The sequence below is a fragment of the Enterobacter cloacae complex sp. P29RS genome, from assembly GCF_014893445.1.
In the GTDB taxonomy this organism is placed as follows: domain Bacteria; phylum Pseudomonadota; class Gammaproteobacteria; order Enterobacterales; family Enterobacteriaceae; genus Enterobacter; species Enterobacter intestinihominis.
The window spans coordinates 38729-61394 of the sequence record NZ_JADBPZ010000013.1 but is presented as its reverse complement, the minus strand read 5'-3'; the positions used below and the strand labels follow the sequence as shown (position 1 = coordinate 61394).

At 56.5% G+C, this 22666-nt stretch carries 19 protein-coding genes; 14 read left to right on the top strand and 5 right to left on the bottom strand.

All coding sequences use genetic code 11. From position 1 onward, the window contains the following. Window positions 1-3 precede the first annotated feature (3 nt). Entirely contained in the window at window positions 4-918 is a 915-nt protein-coding gene (ldcA, locus tag IM282_RS11670) for a muramoyltetrapeptide carboxypeptidase (protein WP_023300342.1), read from the bottom strand. Window positions 919-1025: 107 nt separating this feature from the next. Between ldcA and emtA the strand changes: the two genes are divergently transcribed. Beyond that, a complete protein-coding gene (gene emtA, locus IM282_RS11665; protein ID WP_022648424.1) occupies window positions 1026-1637 on the top strand; it encodes a membrane-bound lytic murein transglycosylase EmtA in 612 nt (203 codons plus the stop codon). 37 nt (window positions 1638-1674) lie between these two features. Here the strand turns inward: emtA and IM282_RS11660 are convergent, their stop codons facing one another. Next, the gene (locus IM282_RS11660) at window positions 1675-2406 is read right to left on the bottom strand and encodes a flagellar brake protein (RefSeq protein WP_022648423.1); all 732 of its coding nucleotides are present in this window, start codon (window positions 2404-2406) and stop codon (window positions 1675-1677) included. A gap of 160 nt (window positions 2407-2566) precedes the next feature. Between IM282_RS11660 and IM282_RS11655 the strand changes: the two genes are divergently transcribed. Further along, window positions 2567-4669 carry a TonB-dependent siderophore receptor gene (locus IM282_RS11655; RefSeq protein WP_192970421.1) on the top strand — a complete coding sequence of 701 codons (2103 nt, stop codon included), beginning with the start codon at window positions 2567-2569 and terminating at the stop codon, window positions 4667-4669. A 452-nt stretch (window positions 4670-5121) separates the two neighbouring features. Here IM282_RS11655 and IM282_RS11650 read toward each other — a convergent pair whose 3' ends face one another. From IM282_RS11650 to IM282_RS11640, 3 genes are all read right to left on the bottom strand, one after another. Continuing rightward, window positions 5122-6804 (bottom strand): alpha,alpha-trehalase, encoded by a 1683-nt coding sequence (locus IM282_RS11650; protein ID WP_192970420.1) that lies wholly within the window; start codon window positions 6802-6804, stop codon window positions 5122-5124. A gap of 213 nt (window positions 6805-7017) precedes the next feature. Further along, window positions 7018-8028: a type I glyceraldehyde-3-phosphate dehydrogenase gene (gap, locus tag IM282_RS11645; RefSeq protein ID WP_154051380.1), complete on the bottom strand. Its 1011-nt coding sequence runs from the start codon at window positions 8026-8028 to the stop codon at window positions 7018-7020. A gap of 78 nt (window positions 8029-8106) precedes the next feature. Then, entirely contained in the window at window positions 8107-9087 is a 981-nt protein-coding gene (locus IM282_RS11640) for a GlxA family transcriptional regulator (protein WP_022648419.1), read from the bottom strand. Between the two features lie 929 nt (window positions 9088-10016). On the opposite strand from IM282_RS11640, the gene IM282_RS11635 reads away from it, so the two are divergent. From IM282_RS11635 to IM282_RS11580, 12 genes are all read left to right on the top strand, one after another. Further along, the gene (locus IM282_RS11635) at window positions 10017-10511 is read left to right on the top strand and encodes a hypothetical protein (protein WP_023300336.1); all 495 of its coding nucleotides are present in this window, start codon (window positions 10017-10019) and stop codon (window positions 10509-10511) included. A 23-nt stretch (window positions 10512-10534) separates the two neighbouring features. Further along, on the top strand, window positions 10535-11038 hold the full coding sequence (gene tssJ / locus IM282_RS11630; protein ID WP_022648418.1) for a type VI secretion system lipoprotein TssJ: 504 nt from the start codon (window positions 10535-10537) through the stop codon (window positions 11036-11038). A gap of 28 nt (window positions 11039-11066) precedes the next feature. Beyond that, window positions 11067-12410, top strand: coding sequence for a type VI secretion system baseplate subunit TssK (gene tssK, locus IM282_RS11625; RefSeq protein ID WP_022648417.1), 1344 nt, complete (start codon window positions 11067-11069; stop codon window positions 12408-12410). Between the two features lie 17 nt (window positions 12411-12427). Beyond that, window positions 12428-13666, top strand: coding sequence for a DotU family type VI secretion system protein (locus IM282_RS11620; protein ID WP_003859963.1), 1239 nt, complete (start codon window positions 12428-12430; stop codon window positions 13664-13666). A gap of 2 nt (window positions 13667-13668) precedes the next feature. Beyond that, window positions 13669-17289, top strand: a complete 3621-nt coding sequence (tssM, locus tag IM282_RS11615) for a type VI secretion system membrane subunit TssM (RefSeq protein ID WP_192970419.1) — start codon at window positions 13669-13671, stop codon at window positions 17287-17289. 16 nt (window positions 17290-17305) lie between these two features. After that, window positions 17306-18022 carry a type VI secretion system-associated protein TagF gene (gene tagF / locus IM282_RS11610; RefSeq protein WP_045308303.1) on the top strand — a complete coding sequence of 239 codons (717 nt, stop codon included), beginning with the start codon at window positions 17306-17308 and terminating at the stop codon, window positions 18020-18022. Between the two features lie 11 nt (window positions 18023-18033). Beyond that, window positions 18034-19050: a type VI secretion system protein TssA gene (gene tssA, locus IM282_RS11605; RefSeq protein WP_023306457.1), complete on the top strand. Its 1017-nt coding sequence runs from the start codon at window positions 18034-18036 to the stop codon at window positions 19048-19050. Between the two features lie 75 nt (window positions 19051-19125). Beyond that, window positions 19126-19650, top strand: coding sequence for a type VI secretion system contractile sheath small subunit (gene tssB, locus IM282_RS11600; RefSeq protein ID WP_022648413.1), 525 nt, complete (start codon window positions 19126-19128; stop codon window positions 19648-19650). Window positions 19651-19653: 3 nt separating this feature from the next. After that, the gene (tssC, locus tag IM282_RS11595) at window positions 19654-21153 is read left to right on the top strand and encodes a type VI secretion system contractile sheath large subunit (protein WP_006810956.1); all 1500 of its coding nucleotides are present in this window, start codon (window positions 19654-19656) and stop codon (window positions 21151-21153) included. Window positions 21154-21232: 79 nt separating this feature from the next. After that, a complete protein-coding gene (locus IM282_RS11590) occupies window positions 21233-21658 on the top strand; it encodes a Rap1a/Tai family immunity protein (RefSeq protein WP_046619487.1) in 426 nt (141 codons plus the stop codon). 3 nt (window positions 21659-21661) lie between these two features. After that, window positions 21662-22156, top strand: a complete 495-nt coding sequence (locus tag IM282_RS11585; RefSeq protein WP_058646894.1) for a T6SS effector amidase Tae4 family protein — start codon at window positions 21662-21664, stop codon at window positions 22154-22156. Beyond that, window positions 22141-22590 carry a T6SS amidase immunity protein Tai4 family protein gene (locus IM282_RS11580; protein WP_052952468.1) on the top strand — a complete coding sequence of 150 codons (450 nt, stop codon included), beginning with the start codon at window positions 22141-22143 and terminating at the stop codon, window positions 22588-22590. Before IM282_RS11585 ends, IM282_RS11580 begins: the two co-directional genes overlap by 16 nt. Window positions 22591-22666 lie beyond the last annotated feature (76 nt).

Below are 22666 nucleotides of genomic sequence, written 5' to 3'. Positions count from 1 at the left end.
TTTTTATGCCTTTAAGACCGGATGACCGCTGATTGTTAACCGACTGCCTGAATTACCGTGTGCAAGGTGCGCCCGGGCACCCAGTGGCAAGGTAACGGTTTGCCGCTCATGGCCGAAATTCAGACCGGCGATCACCGGAATATCCAGCCGGGAACGAATGAAATCGACCATCGTCTCCAGCGTGTAGCCCGCGTCGTAATCGTTGGGGGCTGACCCGCTGAAACTGCCCAGCACAATGGCCGACTGCCGATCCAGGATCCCGGCGTGATAAAGCTGTAACAGCATGCGTTCGACGCGGAACGGATGTTCGTTGATATCTTCCAGCACCAGAATGCCGTCCTCGATCTGCGGCAGCCACGGTGTCCCAATCAGCGATACCAGCATCGCGAGGTTTCCGCCCCACAGCTGCCCTTCACATTCCCAGTGCGGTCCGTTGCCTTGCCACTCGACGGTAAACGTCGGGTTTTGCAGGGCGCGCCAGAAATGGTCCTGCGTAAACGCATCCAGCTCCGGCGCACCAAAGTTGCCGGCCAGCATCGGGCCGCTAAAGGTAATGACGTTATGCAACGCCAGCAGGCCGAGCTGGATCGCCGTGAAATCGCTGTGTCCGCAGATTAACAGCGGATCCTGCTGCTGGCGTGCGGCTAGCCCGGCCCAGTCGATGCTCTCCAGCAGCCGGCTTGCGCCATAGCCGCCGCGCACGGCCAGCACAATGGTGTTTTCACCTTCCAGCGTTGCCAGGCTGTTGATATCGCTCAGTCTCTGCGCCTCCGTACCGGCAAAACGCTGCATGCGGCGGGGGATAATTGTCTGATTTTCTACCTGATGGCCCATTTCCAGCAGGCGCTGAACGCCCCGCTGTGCCGCCTCCTGGTTGATGCAGTAGCCCGACGGTGCAATGAGATGAAACTGAGGCATGGCAATTCCTTGCTGAATGAGAATCTAATTGTCTATATCATGCCGCTTATACGCCGCCTGCTTCAAGGGGCGACGTACCGCGATGACCGGCTATAAGGATAGATGACGTGAAATTGAGATGGTTTGCTTTTTTGATTGTGTTGCTCGCTGGCTGTAGTTCAAAACATGATTATAAAAATCCCCCCTGGAATCCTGAAGTCCCGGTAAAGCGGGCCATGCAGTGGATGCCGATCAGCGAACAAGCCGGGAAGGCCTGGGGCGTGAGCCCGCGCCTGATCACCGCGATCATCGCCGTGGAGTCCGGCGGTAACCCGACGCTGGTGAGTAAATCGAATGCGGTGGGGCTGATGCAGTTAAAAGCCTCTACGGCGGGAAGAGAGGTCTATCGCTACATGGGCTGGAAGGGACAGCCATCCACCAGCGAGCTGAAAAACCCGGAACGTAATATCTCTATGGGAACCGCTTACCTGAGCATTCTGGAGCATGGCATTCTGAAGGGGATTGACGATCCGGAAGTGATGCAATATGCGCTGGTGGTGTCGTACGTTAACGGAGCTGGCGCGCTGCTCCGAACCTTCTCATCCGATCGTAAAGAGGCGATAGAAGAAATTAACGATATGGATAAAGATGAATTCTTCGAACACGTTGTGAAGAATCATCCGTCAGCACAGGCTCCACGTTATATCTGGAAAGTACAGAAAGCAATGGACGCCATGTAACGTCTTTGTCGGGCGGCAGCACGCTGCCCGACGCCTTTCAGCGCACTTTATTCGCGCGTTCCCGCGCTTCACGCTCCAGTGAAAAAATGATGCGCTGTAGTTCGCGCTCGGCGCCTGGACCGACATTCAGAAAGCGAAAACTCAGTCGCGGCGTGGTAATGGTTTCGTTTTTGCCGTCCACCACCTTGCGCTCGCTGATGGCAATCAGCTGGGCGTCAAACCAGAAGCGTCCCCATCCGCCCATATCCAGCTCGATCTGACTAAAACGCATACCTTCCACCAGCCCTTCCGGCTTCGGCATATCCATCAACGCTCCCATGCCGCCCAGCGACAGGTCGAAGAGACGAAAGCGGATCTCTTTTTTGTCCGGCATTTTCGCCTTACAGAAGTAGGCCGGGTGAAGCGGGGCGCTGATGCGAAAATACTCGCGGCGCTGCACGAACCAGAGATTAGCGGGCAGGGGGGTGATAAACGCAGGCAAACCCTGGTACACGATCGTGGTCAGGCGAGGCAGTATAAACTCGACTTTAGCCCCCTGCGTTTCGGCCATCACCGAGAGGTTTTCTGCCTGTAGCGCGGCACGGTTTTCATCGCTCTGGCTACCCAGATCCACGATCAGGTGTTCTGCCGTCACGTCCAGGATCTTGCTGATAAACTGGCTGGTTGACCAGTTGATGCGCAGCGGCACCTCGCCCTTTTTCAGGTCGCGTAACACCCCTAATACAGCCAGCGGATTTTGTTTCAGGAACTGCTCACTGTAGCTACTCACGCCAGATGGCTCCTCGATAGATGACAGACTGTCTCTGGGTTATCGGCACGCTGGCATGAAACTTAATACAAACGATCTGTTTTTCTCCGCTGATATTGATTCGGTAATAAAAATGATAATAATTGTCGTTCCCAATATCATCTAATAATAAGACGACACTATGAGCACCTCACGTTTTGCGTTATGCGCGTTGGCAGGCGCCGTTACGCTGGCATTGCAGACACAGGCTTTCGCAGAAGAACCCACCATCGTGGTAACCGGTACAGAGCAGGGCAGCGCGCTCCCTGCCTGGACCAATAGCGCCACGAAATCAGCCGTCGCGGAAAGTAAAACGCCGCAGGTGATCAACACCATCGCCGCTAAAGAGATTGAGCAGCGGCACGCCAGTTCGGTAAACGAGATCCTGCGCTATGCGCCGGGCGTTTCCACGGAGGTGCGCGGGAGCACCTCTTACATGAGCGAGTACAAAATCCGCGGGTTCAACGTCGATCAGGAGTTCTACAACGGCCTGCAACTTCCCTATAACGTCACCGGGAACACCAAAGCGCGAATCGATCCGCTGCTGATTGAGAGCGTCGATATCCTGAAGGGGCCGTCATCCGTGCTGTATGGCGGCGGCTCCCCGGGCGGGCTGGTCAATATTCAGAGTAAAAAGCCGCAGAAAGAGGCGAAAACGGAACTGGGCTTTAATACCGGAAACCGCAATCTGAAAGAGGGGTACCTGGATTCCACGGGGCAGATTGCGAACAGCGACTGGAACTATCGTCTGCTGGGCAAAGCGACGGAAAGTGACGAACAGGCGCACACCACGCGCTATGAAAACTATCTGGTGGCCCCCTCCGTGACCTGGCAGCCGGATGACAAAACGCGCCTGACCATTGACGCGCTGGCGCAAAATACGCCGAGCCTGACGCCGTCTGATCCGATGCCGCTAAGCTATCTGCGGTCTAAATACGCCGATCGTCGTGACTATGCCGGGGATGAGTGGAGCGGCTTCAAACAGCGCCAGTGGATGCTGGGCTACAGCTTTGAACATGAGTTTGACAGTGGCTGGGGCTTTAACCAGAAAGCGCGCTACTTTGACGTGGATACCCACCAGCGCAGCGCCTATTCCACCGGGACGGGCAGCGAGGTCTACCAGCTTAACCGCTTCGCCTATACCACGGATGAAGATTTGCAGAGCTTCAACATTGATAACCAGGTTACCCGAACCGTCGCGCTGGGGGACTGGCAACATCATCTGCTGGCGGGCTTTGACTACCAGAAGCTTAACTCTCACTTCCATTATCGTTACGCCTCGTCCACACCGGGTATCGAAATGCGCAATCCGGATCACTCGCAGATCGATAACGATGCGCTGGGGCTTGAAACCGCGCAGAAAAACCGTCTCGGCTATCAGCAGAATGGCTATTACCTTCAGGATCAGATTGCGTTTGGCGGGCTTAACGTGCTGGCCAGCCTGCGCTTTGACGACTACCGTTCCGTCACCACCAACTATCTGCAAAACGGTGACAAAGCCTGGGTATCGCAGGATCGCCTCACCAAACGACTGGGGGCGCTTTATGCCTTCGACAATGGTCTCTCGCCGTTTATCAGCTATTCGGAAGGCTTCGCACCGGTATCGCCGCAGGGTACGCTGACCGCGAAAGACGTTAAGCCCACCACCAGTAAGCAGGTGGAGGGTGGGGTGAAATATCTGCTGGCGGAATATGCAACTACCTTCACCGCCTCGGTGTTTAACATTCGTCAGAAAAATGTGGTGACCAGCGATCCGGGCTTCCTCAACTACCGACAGACCGGGGAAGTGGAATCGAAAGGCGCGGAGCTTTCCGCTATTAGTCGTCCAACGGATAACCTGACGCTGATTGCCAATTATGCCTACACCCACGCCATCAATACCGAAGATGACAAGTACCAGGGCAAACGACCGACGCAGGTCCCTGAGAACGCCTTTAATTTGTGGGGAGATTACACCTTTGACAGCACGCCGCTGAGAGGGTTAACGCTGGGGGCTGGTGCACGCTACACCGGGCCGATGGAGATCTCGCCAGCCAATGATGCAGGCAAGCTGGGCGGTACGACGCAGTACGATCTGGCGGCATCTTACCGCATGGGCGAACTGGCGCCATCGCTGGAGGGGCTGACGCTGAAAGCGAGCGCGCAGAACGTCACCAACAAAGAGACGCTCACCTGCTATGACGCGACCAACTGCTGGATAGGCCGCGACCGCACCTTCCAGGTCGGGGCGAGCTACAGCTTCTGAAAAAAGCCCGGTGGCGCTACCGCACTGAACAGTCCCCTCGCCCCTTTGGGGAGAGGGTTAGGGTGAGGGGAACATACGGCGGTGGTGGTCATTCCGTTCACTTTATGTTCCCTGCTACTCTGTAACGACATGATCGGTGAACGTGCCAGGGTGGCTCAGTCGCCACCACCCTGGCGACCCGGGCTCCCGGCGGTAAATCGCCGCTTCGCGGTGCCCTCGGCTTATTCCTTCCGGCTTATCGGGTACGGGCGGAGGTACCGTCCCTGTAAAGCCCGCCCTCTCGGCGCATCCCTGCGCCTCGCCCCGGCCTTCAGGAAACGCCTCAGCGATTTACAGCCGGACCAGGTCATCGCTGAAAGCTCTCAGTTATTCTGAAGGCAGCGTTATTGCTTCTGCTTTGAAATCACTGGGGAACCCTCGCCCCTTTGGGGAGAGGGTTAGGGTGAGGGGCGCTACTGCGCCGCCTGTTTAGCAGGTGCAACATCATCGTTTGCCGCAGACTGATTCTCCGGTACGCTGTCGCACGGCTTCTCTTTCGGGCAGACCATGTCCAGCATCCTGAGCGTCACACCGTTACTCCAGCCGAAACCGTCCTGCAACGGATACTCACCGCCGCCACCGCCGGTACCTGTCGAAGAGACATCGTACTTCTCAACCAGTTTCTTCTCGCGATCGTAGGTATGTTGAACGTTTTTCAGGAAACGCCAGGTCACGTCCATCGCCACTTTCTGCTGACCATAGTTCTGCAACCCTTCCACCGCTACCCACTGCAACGGCGCCCAGCCGTTCGGCGCATCCCACTGCTGCCCGCTGTTGATGGTGGTGGTAGAAATACCGCCCGGTTTCAGCAGGCGCGACGATGCGGCTGCGGCCACTTTATCGGCGCGATCCTGTGATGCGGCCTTCACATACAGCGGGAAGAGGGCCGCGGCAGTCAGCTGATTACGCACCTTCCTGGTTTTCAGATCGTAATCCGCATACCAGCCCTCTTTATCGTTCCACAGGTGGCTCTCCATGGCTTTCTGACGTGCGGAGGCCAGCGCGTCATATTTACTTGCGCTTGCGGTATCCCCGTCTTCCTGGCTGGCACGGGCCAGCAGTTTTTCCATCTTAAACATCAACGCATTCAGATCCACCGGCACGATGCTGGTGGTGCGGATGGTACCCAGCTTCTGGGGATCGTCCATCCAGCGGGAGCTGAAATCCCAGCCCGAGGCCGCGGCAGAGCGCAGATCACGGTAAATCTCGGTGGCCGGACGGTTAGGGTTATTTTTGGCGGTGGTCACGTCATCCAGCCACGACTCAGGGCGTGGCGTGTCCAGATCGTCCCAGTAGCGGTTGAGGAGGGAGCCGTCATCCAGCTTCACCACGCGTTTGTTTGCCTGACCAGGCTGGAGCCCATCAGCCCCCTCCATCCAGTAGGCATACTCCTTCTCCATCTGCGGACGGTATTTCTTCAACGCGTCGCTGTCATGCGTGGCCAACAGTTCCACCATCAAAGAAAAGAACGGTGGCTGAGAGCGGCTCAGGTAGTAGCTGCGGTTACCGTTAGGGATATGGCCCCAGGTATCAAGCTCGTATGCGAAGTTGTCCACCATGTCGCCGATCTTATCCCAGTGGCCGCTCTCGGCCAGCCCCAGCATGGTGAAATAGCTGTCCCAGTAATAGACTTCGCGGAAGCGTCCTCCCGGCACGACATAGGGTTTTGGCAAAGGCAGGAGGGAGTCCCATTTGTTCGCTTTGTCGGTGGTGCGGGTCAGCACAGGCCACAGATCGTCTATGTGTTCGCGCAGGCTCTGGCCCTCAGGGGGAACATATTTCTCACCCTCCTTCGGCAGGATAAAGTTCATCTCCATGAAGTGACGCAGGTCAAAACCGGACTGGGTATGCTGCATCCGGTAATCCGCCAGGATCATCAGCGGGTCGCTTTTGGGAACGGCATCCGCGAAGGTTTTCTGATCCGGGAACAGTTTGGCGCTCTGAACGTCATTAAAGAGGGGGCCAAGAAGAATATCAGGTGAGCTTTGCTGGCTCGTTGGCTGGTCTTCAGCATAACCAAATGCGGTAACACCGAGTAGTGCGCCTGCCAACGCAAGGGGTAAAAAAGCGGGGCGTCGTGCGCGAGGTCTTATCATCGGTTCGTCTCCTGTCTTCACTGAGCAGCGTGACCGCTGTTGTCAATTACCTGAAAACCTTAGACGAATATCGATAACTTCGCGTGTTGAATGTCCCATTTTTCGCATAACCAGAAAATTCGGGTGCGCTTTCACTACACCAGGGTTGAATTACTTAATTTTTAACCACACCACGGAAAAGCCGGGTAAGCTTCATGCCACCCGGCTTAAGCCCTACAACCCTTTTTTATCCATCAGCACCGCCAAATCCACCAGACGGTTTGAGAAGCCCCACTCGTTGTCATACCACGACAGGATCTTCACCATACTCCCGCCAATCACCAGCGTTGAAAGCCCGTCGATAATGGATGAGCGCGGGTCGCCCTGATAATCACTGGAGACAAGCGGTTCATCGCTGTAGCCCAGGATGCCTTTCAGCGGCCCGCTACCGGCAGCCTGACGGAACGCGTCATTCACCTCTTCGGCGGTCACGTTGCGGCTCAGCGTCACCGTCAGATCGACAATCGACACCACTGGCACCGGCACGCGCAGGGAATACCCGGTGAGTTTACCGTCCAGTTCGGGGATTACTTTCCCGAGCGCTTTTGCCGCGCCGCTGGAATAAGGCACAATCGATAATGCTGCCGCACGCGCGCCGCGCAGATCTTTTTCTGGCTGGTCATGCAGCGCCTGGCTGTTGGTGTAGGCATGCGTGGTGTTCATCAGCCCGTGTTCAATGCCAAACTGCTGGTGCAGCACCTGCGCCGCTGGCGCCAGACCGTTAGTGGTGCAACTCCCGTTACTGACCACAAAATGCTGGGCCGGATCGTACAGCGTGTGGTTCACGCCCATTACCACCGTAAGATCATCATTTTTAGCCGGGGCGGAAATAATGACGCGTTTTGCGCCGCCGCTCGTGATATGCACCGCCGCTTTATCACGTTCGGTGAAGAAACCGGTGGCTTCGATTACCACCTCAACGTCAGCGTCTTTCCACGGAATGTTTGCCGGGTCGCGTTCACTGAATACGGTGATGCGTTGCCCGTCAACCCGTAGCGCGCCGTCCGCCGCTTCCACAGGTACCGGTAGCGTGCCGAGCAGAGAGTCATATTTCAGCAGATGGGCGAGGGTTTTACTGTCCGTCAGATCGTTAATGGCCACAATCTGGAGATCCGGATTGCCCAGCGCCGCGCGCAGGACATTACGTCCGATACGGCCGAAACCGTTAATACCGACCTTAACCATGATGCACTCCTTATCTGTGTTGTCTGGAGATACTGTAGGTGTCAGGTCGGTTGGCGTAAATGACAAAAAAGGATCAGATTACGCCATTCTGCGGCAGTGGAAGCGCTGGCGATATTCGCCCGGCGTGAGATGAAGCTGCTTTTCAAAAACGCGGCGCAGGTTGATGCTGGTCCCAAACCCGCTTTTTTCGGCAATGACCTCAAGCGGATACGGGGTCTGCTCCAGAAGCTGTCGTGCGGCGGCCAGGCGGGCTTCGGTGACATAACGGGCCGGAGGTACACCGACGTCACGCGTGAACACGCGGGTGAAATTTCGCGGACTCATGGCGACCCGTTCGGCCAGCCTTTCGACGCACAAATCTGCGGTGAGGTTTTGCAGGATCCAGCTTTGCAGTTCGCTAACCGGTCCGGTCGCGCCGGACTGCTCCAGATTATAGCGGCTGAACTGTAGCTGGCCGCCAGGCCGGCGCAGGTACATCACCATATCCTGCGCCACGTTGCGGGCGAGGGTGAATCCGTAATCATCCTCTACCAGCGCCAGCGTCAGATCAAACCCGGAACTGACGCCGCCGGATGTCCAGACAGGACCATCCTGAACATAGAGCGGGCCGCCCTCAACGTTGACCGCAGGATAGCGGGTTTTCAACGTTTCCAGAAGCCGCCAGTGGGTCGTTGCCCGGCGCCCATCGAGCAGTCCGGCCTGTGCCAGCAGCAGGGCCCCGCCGCAGACAGAGGCGACGCGTCCCGCATGCGGCGCGGCCAGGTGCAGCCAGTCCACCACCGCAGTGCTTTCCTGCTCATTCATGCCACGGCCGGTGATGATAATCGTGTCCAGCGGCTCGCGCGGATCCAGCTCCGGCAGGCGATAGTCCGCCAGCAGATTTAAGCCGGACTGGCCATGGATCACCAGGTGAGGCTGGGTAGTGGCAATAATGATGCGGTAGCGGGGCTGCGCCAGACCGTCCGGGTGCAGACGGTTGGCCTGCATCAGAATGTCGGCTATACCGGCGGCTTCAAACAACATGCCACCATCAGGAACGATTATCAGGATCTTCTTCATGTCATGAAAAGTACCTTTCTTACAATATAAGTCAAGTGGAGGACGTTGACCGTTACCGAGCACGGTTCTGGTCAACCCCGATGCCTGCAACGGCACATATTTTGATACCCACTTAACCTGTTTTTACCGCTCGGCCTGTAAGCTATGGTGCGGGAAAGCAAAGAACTCATAACAAATTTTCATCATGTTTGTAATAAATCGTCGGAGTGGTGGAAAGCAAGCAATAGTGTAGTGACGGTAAAATGCCAAATGAAGTTCGCCTGTCGAAAGCAGCGTCTTTATTCATTACCTGGAAAGGGTGGGTTATATTTTGAGCAATGCCTTGGCGAGCAAGATTGTAGTCAGGCTTAATTATTTGTACGGCCCAGACGAGAGAAAATTATCTTAAGAAGGGGGAGAGCATAAAGTTAATTTGCGGCGTGAAATTAATTTTTTCACCCTTACTGTGTTTTCTTAATTTGATGGGACATCGTCCTGAGTATTGACGATTTGCTATCGATACAACAAATAATTCGTGTGAGATATATTCATATGCAACTGAAAAATTCTCCGTTCTACTAATTATGGTAGTGGCAGGAATAGTGGTATTACGTTAGTGAGAATGGTTCTCTTTTGGGTTTTTTTGTCTTTAAATCAGCTAGTTGCGTGATTTCTCTATTTTTCAGATTAATCTCAGAGTGAGGCGAATGCCTCATGAATCAGCAGTAGCGAAAAAGGAAATATTGAAAAGGTGATAAGCTCATGTAAACTTGTTTACCGTTTGTCAAAATATGTCAGGATTACGCTGGGCCTTATTCTCGAAGGCTCGTGCGGTAGCTATGCCCAAATAATAGTAACGCCCCGGAAAAACCTGACTATTTTTAACAATAGCACCTAAGTCAAATTTTATCCCCTCTCTTCATCCTCTAAATATCGCTACGGAAAAGCATATGAAACTGCGTGTATTGTTATCACTTCTGTTTGTTATGGCGGTGGCGGGCTGTAAGGCGCCGCAAAAACCAGCGATCACCGATGATACGATTGTGACCAGCCAGGTTAATGGCATCACGCTGACGCACCGTCACGCTGTTACCCCTCCGGCGGAGTTCACTCAGGTGAATGAACCGTATCGTGCTATGTACCCGGCATCCCTGATGAGCCGTCCTGACTACGGTGGAAAAGTGATCCGTACGCTTGAGACCGGAAAAACTTACGTCGTGCTTGGGCAGGTTGAACATTTCTGGATGGCGCTGGCCGATGATGGGAGTGAACAGCTGATTGGTTACGTGCCGATGCGTGCCGTGATCAAGGCCGACCAGTACGAAGCCACCGTGCGTAAACAGGCACTGCGCCCTAAAGCGCGCAAGAAAACCACCTGTGTTGATGTCGATGGCAACAGCAAAGCCTGCAAAGACAGCGCGAACGGTACCTGGATCCTGAACTAAACGGGTTTCACGAGCATATTTTTATGAATAATAAAAATTTCCATCGGATGTGGTTCCCTTTTTTTGCGTTGATTCTCGCGCTGATCGGTGGTTGTACGTCGTCTTCACACAGCGACCCCTCCCGCTACAATCTTCAGTTTCAGGCTCATCCTCAAATCAATGATTCTGCACCGCTTAAGGTCAGAGTATTGCTGCTGAAATCCGATGCGGATTTCATGTCCAGCGACTTCTACTCCTTACAGAACAACGCGTCAGCCACGCTTGGCGCGAATCTGCTGAACAGCGATGTGTTCTTCCTGATGCCGGGCCAGCTTTCGAAAACCCTGAGCGGTCAAAGCTCACCGGAAGCGCGCTATATCGGCGTAATGGCGGAATACCAGGCACTGGACGGCAAAAAATGGCGCGTCTCACTTCCTTTGCCTGTTCCCGGCGAAAACGCGATTTACCAGTTCTGGAAATGGTCCGCAGATGAACTCCAGGCCAGCGTCTTCCTTGACGTAAATGGTATCCGGGTCATCAGCCAGTAACGCCCTTCATAACAGGAAAGAGATCATCATGACGAAAGCAGAAAAGGTCGTCTGGACCGAGGGCATGTTCCTGCGTCCCCACCATTTTCAGCGGACAGAAAGTTACCTCCTCAACCACGTTCGTGAGTGGGGGGCCTTGCAGCGTTCGTATCTCTGGGGCTTTCTCGACCTTGAGCTGGATGAAGCGATGCTTCGCCAGGGCTGTATTGCCCTGAGCTACTGTAGCGGTTTGCTCCCTGACGGCACCTTTTTCCAGGTGCGCAGCGACCGCAACGGTCCGGCCCCGCTAAAAATCCCCGATAATCTTACCAATGAAAAGGTGGTGCTTGCGCTGCCGGTTCGTCGCGGTGGACGTGAAGAGGTGATTTTCAGCGAGGAGCACTCTTCTCTGGCGCGTTTTATTACGTTTGAACAAGAGGTAGAAGACGACAACGCCATGTCGGTCGGGGAAGCGACGGTTCAGTTTGGCCGCCTGCGTCTGACCCTGATGCTGGAGAAAGATCTGACGGCAGAATGGACCGCCATCGGCGTGGCGTGCGTCGCTGAAAAGCGCAACGACAACCACGTGCGGCTGGATAACAGCTACATCCCACCAATGCTGAACGCCAATAACAGCCCGCAGCTGTACGGCATGATCAATGACCTGCACGGCCTGCTGGTGCAGCGTAGCCAGCAGATCGGCGGCCGCCTGCGTCAGCCGGGGCGTTTCAATACGTCCGAGATGGTTGAGTTCACGCTTCTTTCGCTGATCAACCGCCACCTTGGCGACATCTCACATTTAAAAACGCTGCCGCTGCTTCACCCTGAAGCGCTCTGGCGAAGCTGGCTGCCGTTTGCCACGGAACTCGCTACCTGGACGCCGCAGCGTACCGCAGAGAGCGTACTGCCGGTATACGACCATGACGATCTCGCCCTTTGCTTCGGCAAACTGATGCTAATGCTGCGTCAGGGGCTGTCGCTGGTCATGGAAGATCATGCCATCCAGCTGCCGCTGCACGAACGCTCTCACGGACTGAACATCGCCACCGTACCGGAGACCAGCATGGTCCGCGAATTTGGCTTCGTGCTGGCGGTAAAAGCCAATGTCCCCGGCGAACACCTGCAAACCCATTTCCCTGCCCAGATGAAGGTTGCGCCAGTCTCGAAAATTCGCGATCTGGTTCAGCTCCAACTGCCGGGCATCATGCTTCGGGCAATGCCCGTCGCGCCGCCGCAGATCCCGTGGCATGCAGGCTACAGCTATTTCGAGCTCGAGAGGGGCAGCGAACTGTGGCACGAGATGGACAAGTCTGGGGCATTCGCGCTGCATCTCGCAGGGGAATTCCCGGGTCTCGATATGGAGTTCTGGGCCATCCGTAGCCCGACAGAATAATAAAGCGAGCGCTTAATATGCAGGAACGACAGGATACCGGCAGTGATGCCGTGTTTACCGGAGCCAGTGGGAACAATCAGCTGGTGGCGGCCGCCAATCCGCTGCTCAATGCGATTCCGCAAATCCGTCATTCGGTTTCCCACGACGATCAGGTCGGGCTGCGCCAGCGCCTGATTGACGAAATTCGCCGTTTCGAGGTGCGATGCCAGCAGGCGGGCTTACCATATGAAGTGATTGTCGGCGCGCGCTACTGCCTCTGCACGGCGCTGGACGAAGCCGCCGCTCTGACCCCCTGGGGAAGCAGCGGCGTCTGGTCAAGCAATGGTCTGCTGGTGACGTTTCATAACGAAACCTGGGGCGGCGAGAAGTTTTTCCAGCTGCTGGCACGTCTGTCTCAGAATCCGCGCGAACACATTCTGCTGCTGGAGATGATCAACTACTGTTTGCTGCTCGGCTTTGAAGGCCGCTACCGCGTGCTGGACAATGGCCGGACCCAGCTTGAAACCATCAAACAGCGCCTGTGGCAGATGATCCGTGGCGTTCGCGGCAGCTACCCGCCGCCGCTCTCGCCGCACCCGGAAGATCGCCCCGTTCTGCGCAAGCTCTGGCGGCCGATGATTCCACTCTGGGCGTGCGTGGCGCTGGTCGGCTTTATCGCCTGCCTGTTCTATATCGTGCTGAACTGGCGTCTCGGTGATAACACCAGCCCGGTGCTGGCGAAAATTTACCAGTCCCAACTGCCGGAAACCACGATCCAGCAACCTGCGCGCCAGCTGCCGGCGGTACTGAACCTGCGCGGCTTCCTGAAACCGGAAATTGATGCCGGTCTGGTGGCCGTTAAGGATGAGGCGGATCGCAGCGTGGTGATCCTGAAAGGGGACGGACTCTTTGCCTCGGCCTCAACGGTGGTGCGCGATCGCTATGAGCCGGTCATCGACCGCATCGCCCAGGCGATGAATAACGTCAGCGGCAAAATTCTGGTGGTGGGGTACAGCGACAACGTGCCGATCCGCAGCGCACGCTTCGCCTCTAACTATGAACTCTCGCTTGAGCGCGCCCGTTCGGTGCAAAAACAGCTCCAGGGTAGCCTCTCGCAGCCTGAGCGCGTCAAAGCCGAAGGGCGGGGCGAGATCAACCCGGTAGCGCCTAACACGACGCCTGAAAATCGCGCCCGTAACCGCCGCGTGGAGATTACGCTGCTGGTATCGCCTGACAATACCCAGGCCGAGCTGAACGGATTGCCGCAAGGAAACTAAGGATGCTGACTACTCTACTTTCTATACTGACCAATCGCATTCTGTGGAGCTTCCTGGGCGTAACGGCACTCGCGGCGGTCATCTGGATGATTGGCCCGCTGTTGTCCATCGTGGACACCCGGCCCCTTGAATCAGAGCAGAACCGCGTCATCAGCATTGCGGTGGTCTACCTGATTTGGGCCCAGAGCCACATTCTGCCGCGGCTGTATAACGCCTGGCTGAACCGTAAGCTGATGGACAAGCTTAACGAAAATACCACCAGCCCGGAGGCGGCCGATCCGCAGAAACGTCTGAACAGCGAGGAGCAGATCCTTGCCGGGCGTTTCGATGAAGCCGCCCAGATGCTGAAAAAAGCCCACTTCAGCAAAGCGGGACATGGCGCGCAGTGGACGCAGCGCTTCAGTACGCAGTACCTCTATCAGCTGCCGTGGTACGTCATTATTGGCGCGCCGGGTTCAGGTAAAACCACCGCGCTGGCCAACTCCGGGCTGCAATTCCCACTGGCGGACCGCTTCGGTAAAACCGCGCTGCGCGGCATTGGCGGCACGCGCAACTGTGACTGGTGGTTTACCAACGAGGCGGTTCTGCTGGATACCGCGGGGCGCTACACCACTCAGGAGAGCGAGCAGGTTCAGGACGCCGGGGAGTGGCTGGAATTTATCAACCTGCTGCGTAAATACCGCCGTCGCCAGCCCATCAACGGCGTGATTATCACCATCAGCATTTCCGACCTGCTTTCGCAGTCCGCTGAGGCCTCCCGCCAGCAGGCGGTCAACCTGCGCCAGCGTCTCTCCGAGCTGCATGAACAGCTGGGGATTCGCTTCCCGGTGTATGTGATGGTGACCAAAGCGGATCTGCTTAAAGGCTTCCGCGCCTGGTTTGCGGATTACGACAAAGCCCAGCGCGATCAGATCTGGGGCTTTACGCTGCCGTGGGAGCAGACCAAACACGCCGATTACGACCTGATGGGCAACTTCCAGCAGGAATTTTCCCTGCTGCAACAGCGTCTGGATGCTGGCCTGCCGGAAACCATGCTTAAAGAGCATGACGCCAAAACCCGTGCGGAAGCCTATCTCTTCCCGCAGGAGTTCGCCGCGCTGCGTCCGCTGCTGGCAGACTACCTGAGCACGGTCTTTGCCCGCTCAAACTTCGAAACCGAATTTTCGCCGCGCGGCATCTACTTTGCCAGCGGCACCCAGGAAGGGATGCCGTTTGACCGCGTGATGGGCGAGCTGAACCGCGCGCTCTCCTTACCTGAAGGGGAGGAAAGCACGCGCTGGGATTCGGTAAGCAAAGAGGCGCCGATCCCGGGCGCGAAGGGCCAAAGCTTCTTCATTAAAAATCTGCTGCAAAACGTGATTTTCCAGGAAGCGGGCATCGCCGGGGAAAACCGCTGGTGGGAGCTGCGCAACCGCGCCGTGATGTGGTCCGGCTACGCGGCGCTGCTGGCCCTGCTGGTGATCCTGGGTGGTCTGTGGCTGACCAGCTACGCCAAAAATAAAGCTTATCTGGAAGAGGTAGATGCAAAAGTGCCGATGCTGGAGCAGCAGAGCAAGGCGCTGCAAAACCAGCCCCAGCGCGATCTGTTTGCGCTTCTGCCGCTGCTTAACAGCCTGGTGGATCTGCCGAAAAGCGATGCCTTCGACGTTAACAACCCGCCGGTTTCCCGCCGCATGGGGCTTTATCGCGGGGATGACGTCAGCGATGCCTCGCAGTCTCTGTATCAGAAGGCGCTGGATCAGATGCTGCTGCCTGCCGTGGCGATGCACATTACCACCTGGCTGCGCAACGACAACGGCAGCGACGTGGAGTACAGCTATGAGGCGCTGAAAGCCTATCAGATGCTCTACCAGCCTAAGCATTATGACGGTAAATTCCTGCACTCGTGGGTGATGCTCAACCTGCAACGCAACCTGCCGCAGAACGTGACGCAGGCGCAGCTTCAGGAGCTGGAATGGCACCTGACGCAGCTGCTGGAGCCAAAAATTCAGGCTTCACCGTATGCGCAGGATGAGGATCTGGTGGCCCGTGAAAGGGCGCTGATCAACCAGCAGCCGCTCTCAACACGTGTATATGGCCGCCTGAAACGTCTGCTGGAGCATGATGAGAACCTGAAGCCGGTTTCGCTTTCTGATCTCGGCGGCCCGCAGAGTGAGCTGGTGTTTTCGCGTAAAAGCGGTAAGCCGGTGAGTGAGGGCGTACCGGGCCTCTACACGCCGGACGGCTACTGGAAAAGCTTCAACGACCAGATCGACAGCGTGACCACTGCCCTGCACGAGGACGATGCCTGGGTACTGGGAGCGACCACTGCCCAGGAAGATAAACAGCAGATCGACAACGCCGTGCGTCAGCTCTACATGCGCGACTTTATCGTTAACTGGGATCGCTTTCTCGCTGATATTCAGCTCAACAACAGCGCCGATCTTTCCCAGCGTATCAACACCGCGCGCCTGCTTTCAGGCACCAATTCGCCGCTGCGCCGTCTGGTACTTAACCTGAGCAAGGTGCTGACCCTGTCGCGCACTGCGCCTGCGCCGGAAGATGCGCAAAAAGCGGAAGACCAAAGCAACCGCGCCACCCGCACGCTGGAAGCGCTGTTCAGCAACGGTGACAATGCCCCGACGCAGGGCGCGGTTATGACGCAGGCGCCTGAGCAACTGGTGACCGACCACTATGCGCCGATGATTGAGCTGGCGCAGCCGCTGGAGAAGGGCGGCAAGACCATCGTCTTTGATGATTTTCTTAAGCAGGTTGACGAGCTTTATCGCTACCTGACCGCCGTTCAGGATGCAGCCAACAGCGGTATGCCCGCGCCGGGCGGCGATGCAATTAGCCGCCTGCAAGCCAGCGCGGGACGTCTGCCGGGCGGGCTGCAAACCATGTTCAGCAATATGGCCGTCGGCGCCAGCAGCGACACTCAGCGTCGCGATCTGGAGAACGTGCGTAAGCGCATTAACGTGGAAGTGGGTGGGTTCTGCCGTCAGGCGATTGCCGGGCGTTATCCGCTGGTGCGCAGCGCCAGCACCGAGGTGACGCCGGACGATCTCGCCCGCATGTTCGCGCCGGGCACCGGACTGATGGACACCTTTTTCCGCGACAACCTGACCAACAAGGTGGACACCACCCAGGCGAACTGGCGCTTTATGCCGGGCATCGACGGTAAAACGCTACCGGGCAGTGAAGGGCTGCTGCGTCCGTTCCAGCAGGCGCAGTCTGTCCGCGATGCCTTCTTCGCAAACGGCGCGACCACGCCATCCTTCAAGGTGACGGTGCGCACCGTGCGTATGGACAATACCATTCTGAACCTGACGCTGGACGTGGACGGCCAACTGCTGCGCTACAGCCACGGTCCGCAGGCGGTGCAGATCATGACCTGGCCGGGGCCGGGCGGGACGAACCAGGTGCGTATGCAGCTCGGTCTGGCCAATGGCAGCACCGCAACGCTGGTGACTAACGGTTCCTGGGCGCTGAACCGCTTTTTCGACAAGGCGCGCACCAGCCCTGGCGCGGGTAGCCTGAGCCGTCAGGCCACCTTCAACGTCGACGGACATCAGGTCACGCTGGAGTTTGCCCCGAACAGCATCCGTAACCCGTTCCAGCTTCCCCGTTTCTCATGCCCATAACCGCAAGGACAGCCGTATGACGAATACCCCTGCGATGAACCGTTATAGCTGGTATGGCAAATTACCCAGCGCCGGAGATTTTTTGCAGCGTCGCTTTCCGGATACCCTACAACGCCAGTGGTCGCACTGGTTTCAGGTCGGCCTGCTGGCCTGGCAACAGGAAGAGCAGCGCAGCGGCGAGCGCCCGTTTTCTAAAGCCCCGGTGTGGAACTTTGTCGTCCCGCCGATGCTTGGTAGCCAGATGATTCAGATGGGCTGCCTGCTACCGGGCCGTGACAGCGTAGGCCGTCACTATCCGGTATGCCTGCAACTGAGCTTCACCCCGACCGAGTGGTCATCCCGTCTGCTCGGGCAGGCTGAAAGCTGGTACCAGCAGCTTGGCCGTCTGGGGCTGCACGCGGTGCGTAACAGCTATTCTGCCTCCCAGCTGGATGAAATGCTGATGACCATCCCGGCGCCCCAGCCGGTTGAGCCGCAAAAGCGTTCCGACATTCTCGACGTGATTGGCTATGACGACGAGGGTCAGAGCACGCTGGGCTGGCCGCAGGCGGCGGAGTGTTTTGATCCGCTGCGCCAGACCAGCTACTGGTGGACAAACCGCTGCGACGGCTATCCGCTTTACACCCACGTCCACAGCGGAAACTTTACCGGGCAGCTCTTTACGCTGCTGTTCGATCCGGCAGGCGGCGCCCGTCCGGGCCGCCACGGTCTTTACCCGCCTATGTTTGAATAAGCAGGGATCTTATGAATATCGATGAATTTCTCGCGCCGATAAGCCCCGATAACCCCTGCGGTGAAAACCTGGAGTACGACGCTGATTTCCAGGCCATGGGGCAGGCCAGTCAGGGCAAAGCCGAACAGCAGTTTGGCGACACCATCATTCCGGCAGAGCCTGCCGACTGGAACACGGTGGAAAGACTCGCCACCAGCCTGCTGGGCCGCACCAAAGATCTTCGCGTCATGCTGGCGTTAACCCATGCCTGGACGCGTCGTCGCGGGCTGGCAGGTTACGCCGACGGGCTACTGCTGGTGCAGGAAGCCCTCTCCCGTTACTGGGAGCAACTTTACCCGCTGCTGGAAGAGTATGGCGAAACCGATCCGTTCTACCGCATTAACGCCCTCGCCGGGCTGAGCGATAAATCTGACCTGACGGTCGCGGTGCGTAACGCCTCACTGCTCCGCTCTAACGGCGATGAGATTTCGCTCCGTGACGCCCAGGCGCTGCTTGACGGCAGTAAAACAGAGTGTCCGGATTATCCGGGCGGTCGTCCACGACTGATCGATGAGCTGGCCCGGGGCGATCAGCCCGGCACCGAAGCGGTAATCGTGATCAACGAACGCCTGCTCGCCATCCGCGAACTGCTTACCGGCTATCTCGGGGAAAGTGGCGTACCGGAGATGGAACAGCTGCTGAAAACCGTCGGGCAGGTTTCGAGCGCCTGTCAGGTGACCGATATCAGCAAGCTGCTGCCGAACCGTGACGCGCAGGCTGAGCAGCACGCCGAGCCGCAGCCGGTGACCGCGTCGCCCGTTCAGCAGGTGACGGACTGGCGCAGCGTGCAGGTGACCAGCCGCGCCGACGCGCAGCTGATGCTGGAAAAAGCGAAACAGTATTTTGCGCAGTACGAACCCAGCCACCCCGCACCGTTGATGATTGAACGGGTGCAGCGGCTGTCTGAACTCAACTTTATGGACATTATTCGCGACCTGGCGCCAGACGGCGTTAACCAACTGGAAAACATCTTTGGACGCCGCGAATGACGCGTCCTGGCATTATGACGACAGGCATGGAGTCTGCCGTTTCACCTTCACCGCGCATCTTTGATGGAGAACATCATGGCAATGAGTAACAGTGGACAGAAATTCATCGCACGCAACCGTGCTCCCCGCGTGCAGATCGAATATGACGTAGAGATCTACGGCGCAGAACGCAAAATTCAGCTGCCGTTTGTGATGGGCGTTATGGCCGATCTGGTTGGCAAGCCGGTGGAAAACCTGCCAGCCGTCGACGAGCGTAAGTTCCTTGAAATCGACATCGACAACTTCGACGAACGCATGAAGGCGCTGAAGCCGCGCGTGGCGTTCCAGGTGGATAACACCCTGACCGGCGAAGGTAAGCTCAACGTCGATCTGACCTTTGACAGTATGGACGACTTCCTGCCGGACGCGGTAGCCCGCAAAGTAGAGCCGCTGAACAAGCTGCTGGAAGCGCGCACCCAGCTCTCTAACCTGCTGACCTACATGGACGGCAAAAACGGCGCGGAAGAGCTGATTGCAAAAATCCTTCAGGATCCGACGCTGCTCAAATCCCTGAGCCAGATGCCAAAAAATGACGAAAGTGCGAAAGGTAGCGAGGAATAATCGATGAGCAACCAGACTCAACAACACGATCAGCAGGCGGGCCAGGCCTTCAGCCAGGACGAGTTCAGCGCGCTGCTGAATAAAGAGTTCCGCCCGAAAACCGATCAGGCGCGCTCTGCCGTAGAAAGCGCGGTAAAAACCCTGGCGCAGCAGGCGCTGGAAAACACCGTGACCTTCTCAAACGATACCTACCGCACCATTCAGAACCTGATTGCCGGTATTGACGAGCAGCTTTCACAGCAGGTGAACCAGATCATTCACCACGAGGAGTTCCAGAAGCTGGAGAGCGCCTGGCGCGGGCTGAGCTATCTGGTGAACAACACCGAAACCGACGAGATGCTGAAGATCCGCTTTATGAGCATCTCCAAGCAGGAGCTGGGCCGCACCCTGAAGCGCTACAAGGGCGTGGGCTGGGACCAGAGCCCGATCTTCAAAAAAATCTACGAGCAGGAGTACGGCCAGTTCGGTGGCGAGCCGTTTGGCTGCATCGTAGGCGACTACTACTTCGACCACAGCCCGCAGGACGTTGAGCTGCTGGGCGAGATGGCGCGCATCGGCTCTGCGGCCCACTGTCCGTTCATCACCGGCACCGCGCCGGGCGTGATGCAGATGGAGTCCTGGCAGGAGCTGGCTAACCCACGCGACCTGACAAAAATCTTTCAGAACACCGAATACGCCGCCTGGCGTTCACTGCGTGAATCGGAAGATGCCCGTTATCTGGGCCTGGTCATGCCGCGCTTCCTGTCGCGTCTGCCGTACGGCATTCGCACCAATCCGGTCGACAGCTTTGACTTTGAAGAGCAGACCGACGGCGCAAACCACAACAGCTACTCCTGGGCGAACGCGGCTTACGCGATGGCCGCCAACATCAACCGTTCCTTCAAAGAGTACGGCTGGTGCACCTCGATTCGCGGCGTGGAGTCCGGCGGGGCGGTGGAAAACCTGCCGTGCCACACCTTCCCGAGCGATGACGGCGGCGTGGACATGAAATGCCCGACCGAGATCGCCATCAGCGATCGTCGTGAAGCCGAGCTGGCGAAAAACGGCTTTATGCCGCTGGTTCACCGTAAAAACTCCGACTTCGCCGCCTTCATCGGCGCGCAGTCCCTGCAAAAACCGGCCGAGTATCACGACCCGGATGCCACCGCTAACGCGCGCCTGGCCTCCCGTCTGCCTTACCTGTTTGCCTGCTGTCGTTTTGCTCACTACCTGAAGTGCATCGTGCGCGACAAAATCGGCTCCTTCCGCGAGCGCGAAGAGATGGAACGCTGGCTGAACGACTGGGTGATGAACTACGTGGACGGCGACCCGGCTAACTCCTCCCAGGAAACCAAGTCTCGCAAACCGCTGGCGGCTGCGGAAGTGCAGGTGCAGGAAATTGAAGACAACCCGGGCTACTACGCCGCGAAGTTCTTCCTGCGTCCACACTACCAGCTGGAAGGCCTGACCGTTTCCTTGCGTCTGGTATCTAAACTGCCGTCGCTGAAGACGAAGGACGCGTAATGATGATTGCCGGCCCGAAGGGGCCGGCAATTTGAGCGGAAGAGCTTAGCTTGTTTCTGTCAGTGAATAAGGATAGACGGTGAAACATATACTTTTGATCGCGACCAGTTTGCTGGCAGTTTCTACTCTCGCAAGCGCGGAGGCAGGAAATTACAAATACCCTCAAGCGGAAGCATTGCCTCAGGATGACACATCAAACTTCCAACGCGATCCGACGCTGTTAACAGGGTACGATTTAAATCTGAGTGCAGAGCGTTTTGCTAAAGCCTGGCTGTCGAAAACGAATGAACGTGAACGCATTAAGGCAAATATGTATCTTCTCGGCGTAGTCGACGCGTCTGAGGGCACTGCATGGTGCAAGGGCAGGCCTTTTTTGCCAAATACAATACATGAGTTTCTCTATTCTCGTTTTGCGGACTTATCGAAACAGCAAGGCGAGGAACGCGCTTCAAAAATCATCATTGACGGCATGAAAGAATTACGCCCGTGCAAAAAAGGAGAGTGACAGATGAGACCATTATACGAACAACTTAAACGTCAGCATCACTCTTCAAATCACACACGCGCGGGTTTTGCCTCGGGTGAACAGGTTTTTTCAGAAATTGGCTACGATTATTCGACGATTATCAAGCAACAACCGGCATACGAAAATACCTGTGCGGTAAGAATGAGCCTGGCATTGTTAAAATGCAATGTTGAATTTACAGGGCGTTTACCCATAAAGACCGGTCCCTATAAGGGAAAAACAATCGAGCCTGGCGCAAAATTACTTGCCGATCAGCTTTATAAATCCCATGTGTTTGGCAAGGCAGAAATCTTTAAAGACCGCGAGGCTGGTGCACGCTCAATGTTGGGCCGAAAAGGTGTTGTTTTCTTCAATAAAATTGATGGGTATGGGGGTGGTCATATCGACCTTATCGAGCCTCTGAGTAATAATTCGTTTATATGTAACTCCGATTGCTTTCCGTACTGTCAGGAAATCTGGTTTTGGGAATTAAAATAATTATATTCAGGTTTCTAAAGACCGCATTTCTTTTGCTCACTTGCTTATCTTTTTCTGCTCGCGGTGACAACCCTTACGTTGATTTTTATCAGCAGCAAACATACCGGCAGGTGGTAAAAGATTTGGTCCTGGCGCGCTGCCTTGCGCAGGTTGCAGATAAAGGCAGTCAATTTTCTGCTGATGCGGCCCGCAGTGCGAGTGCATTTATTGAGTGGATGCCGTTTGATGCTGAAAACGGTACTGACAAAGTTAACGCCATTATTGGGAAGTATAAAAACCAAATTAATGGTTTCCACTCGGAGCGCAAACCTGATGTAAAAGGCGTAACCTTAAATTGTCTACGTCTTTATCATAGCGACGAACTGAATAAACTGGTTCCGCAGCTCATCATTGGCGATCCTGATCGTACCTGGATTCAGGATAATCCGCCGTAGTAAAAGACTTCACATTCTTTCCGTTCATTCAGGGGGAATGTAAGACTGTCAAATGACACGGGTCGTTTGATATGAG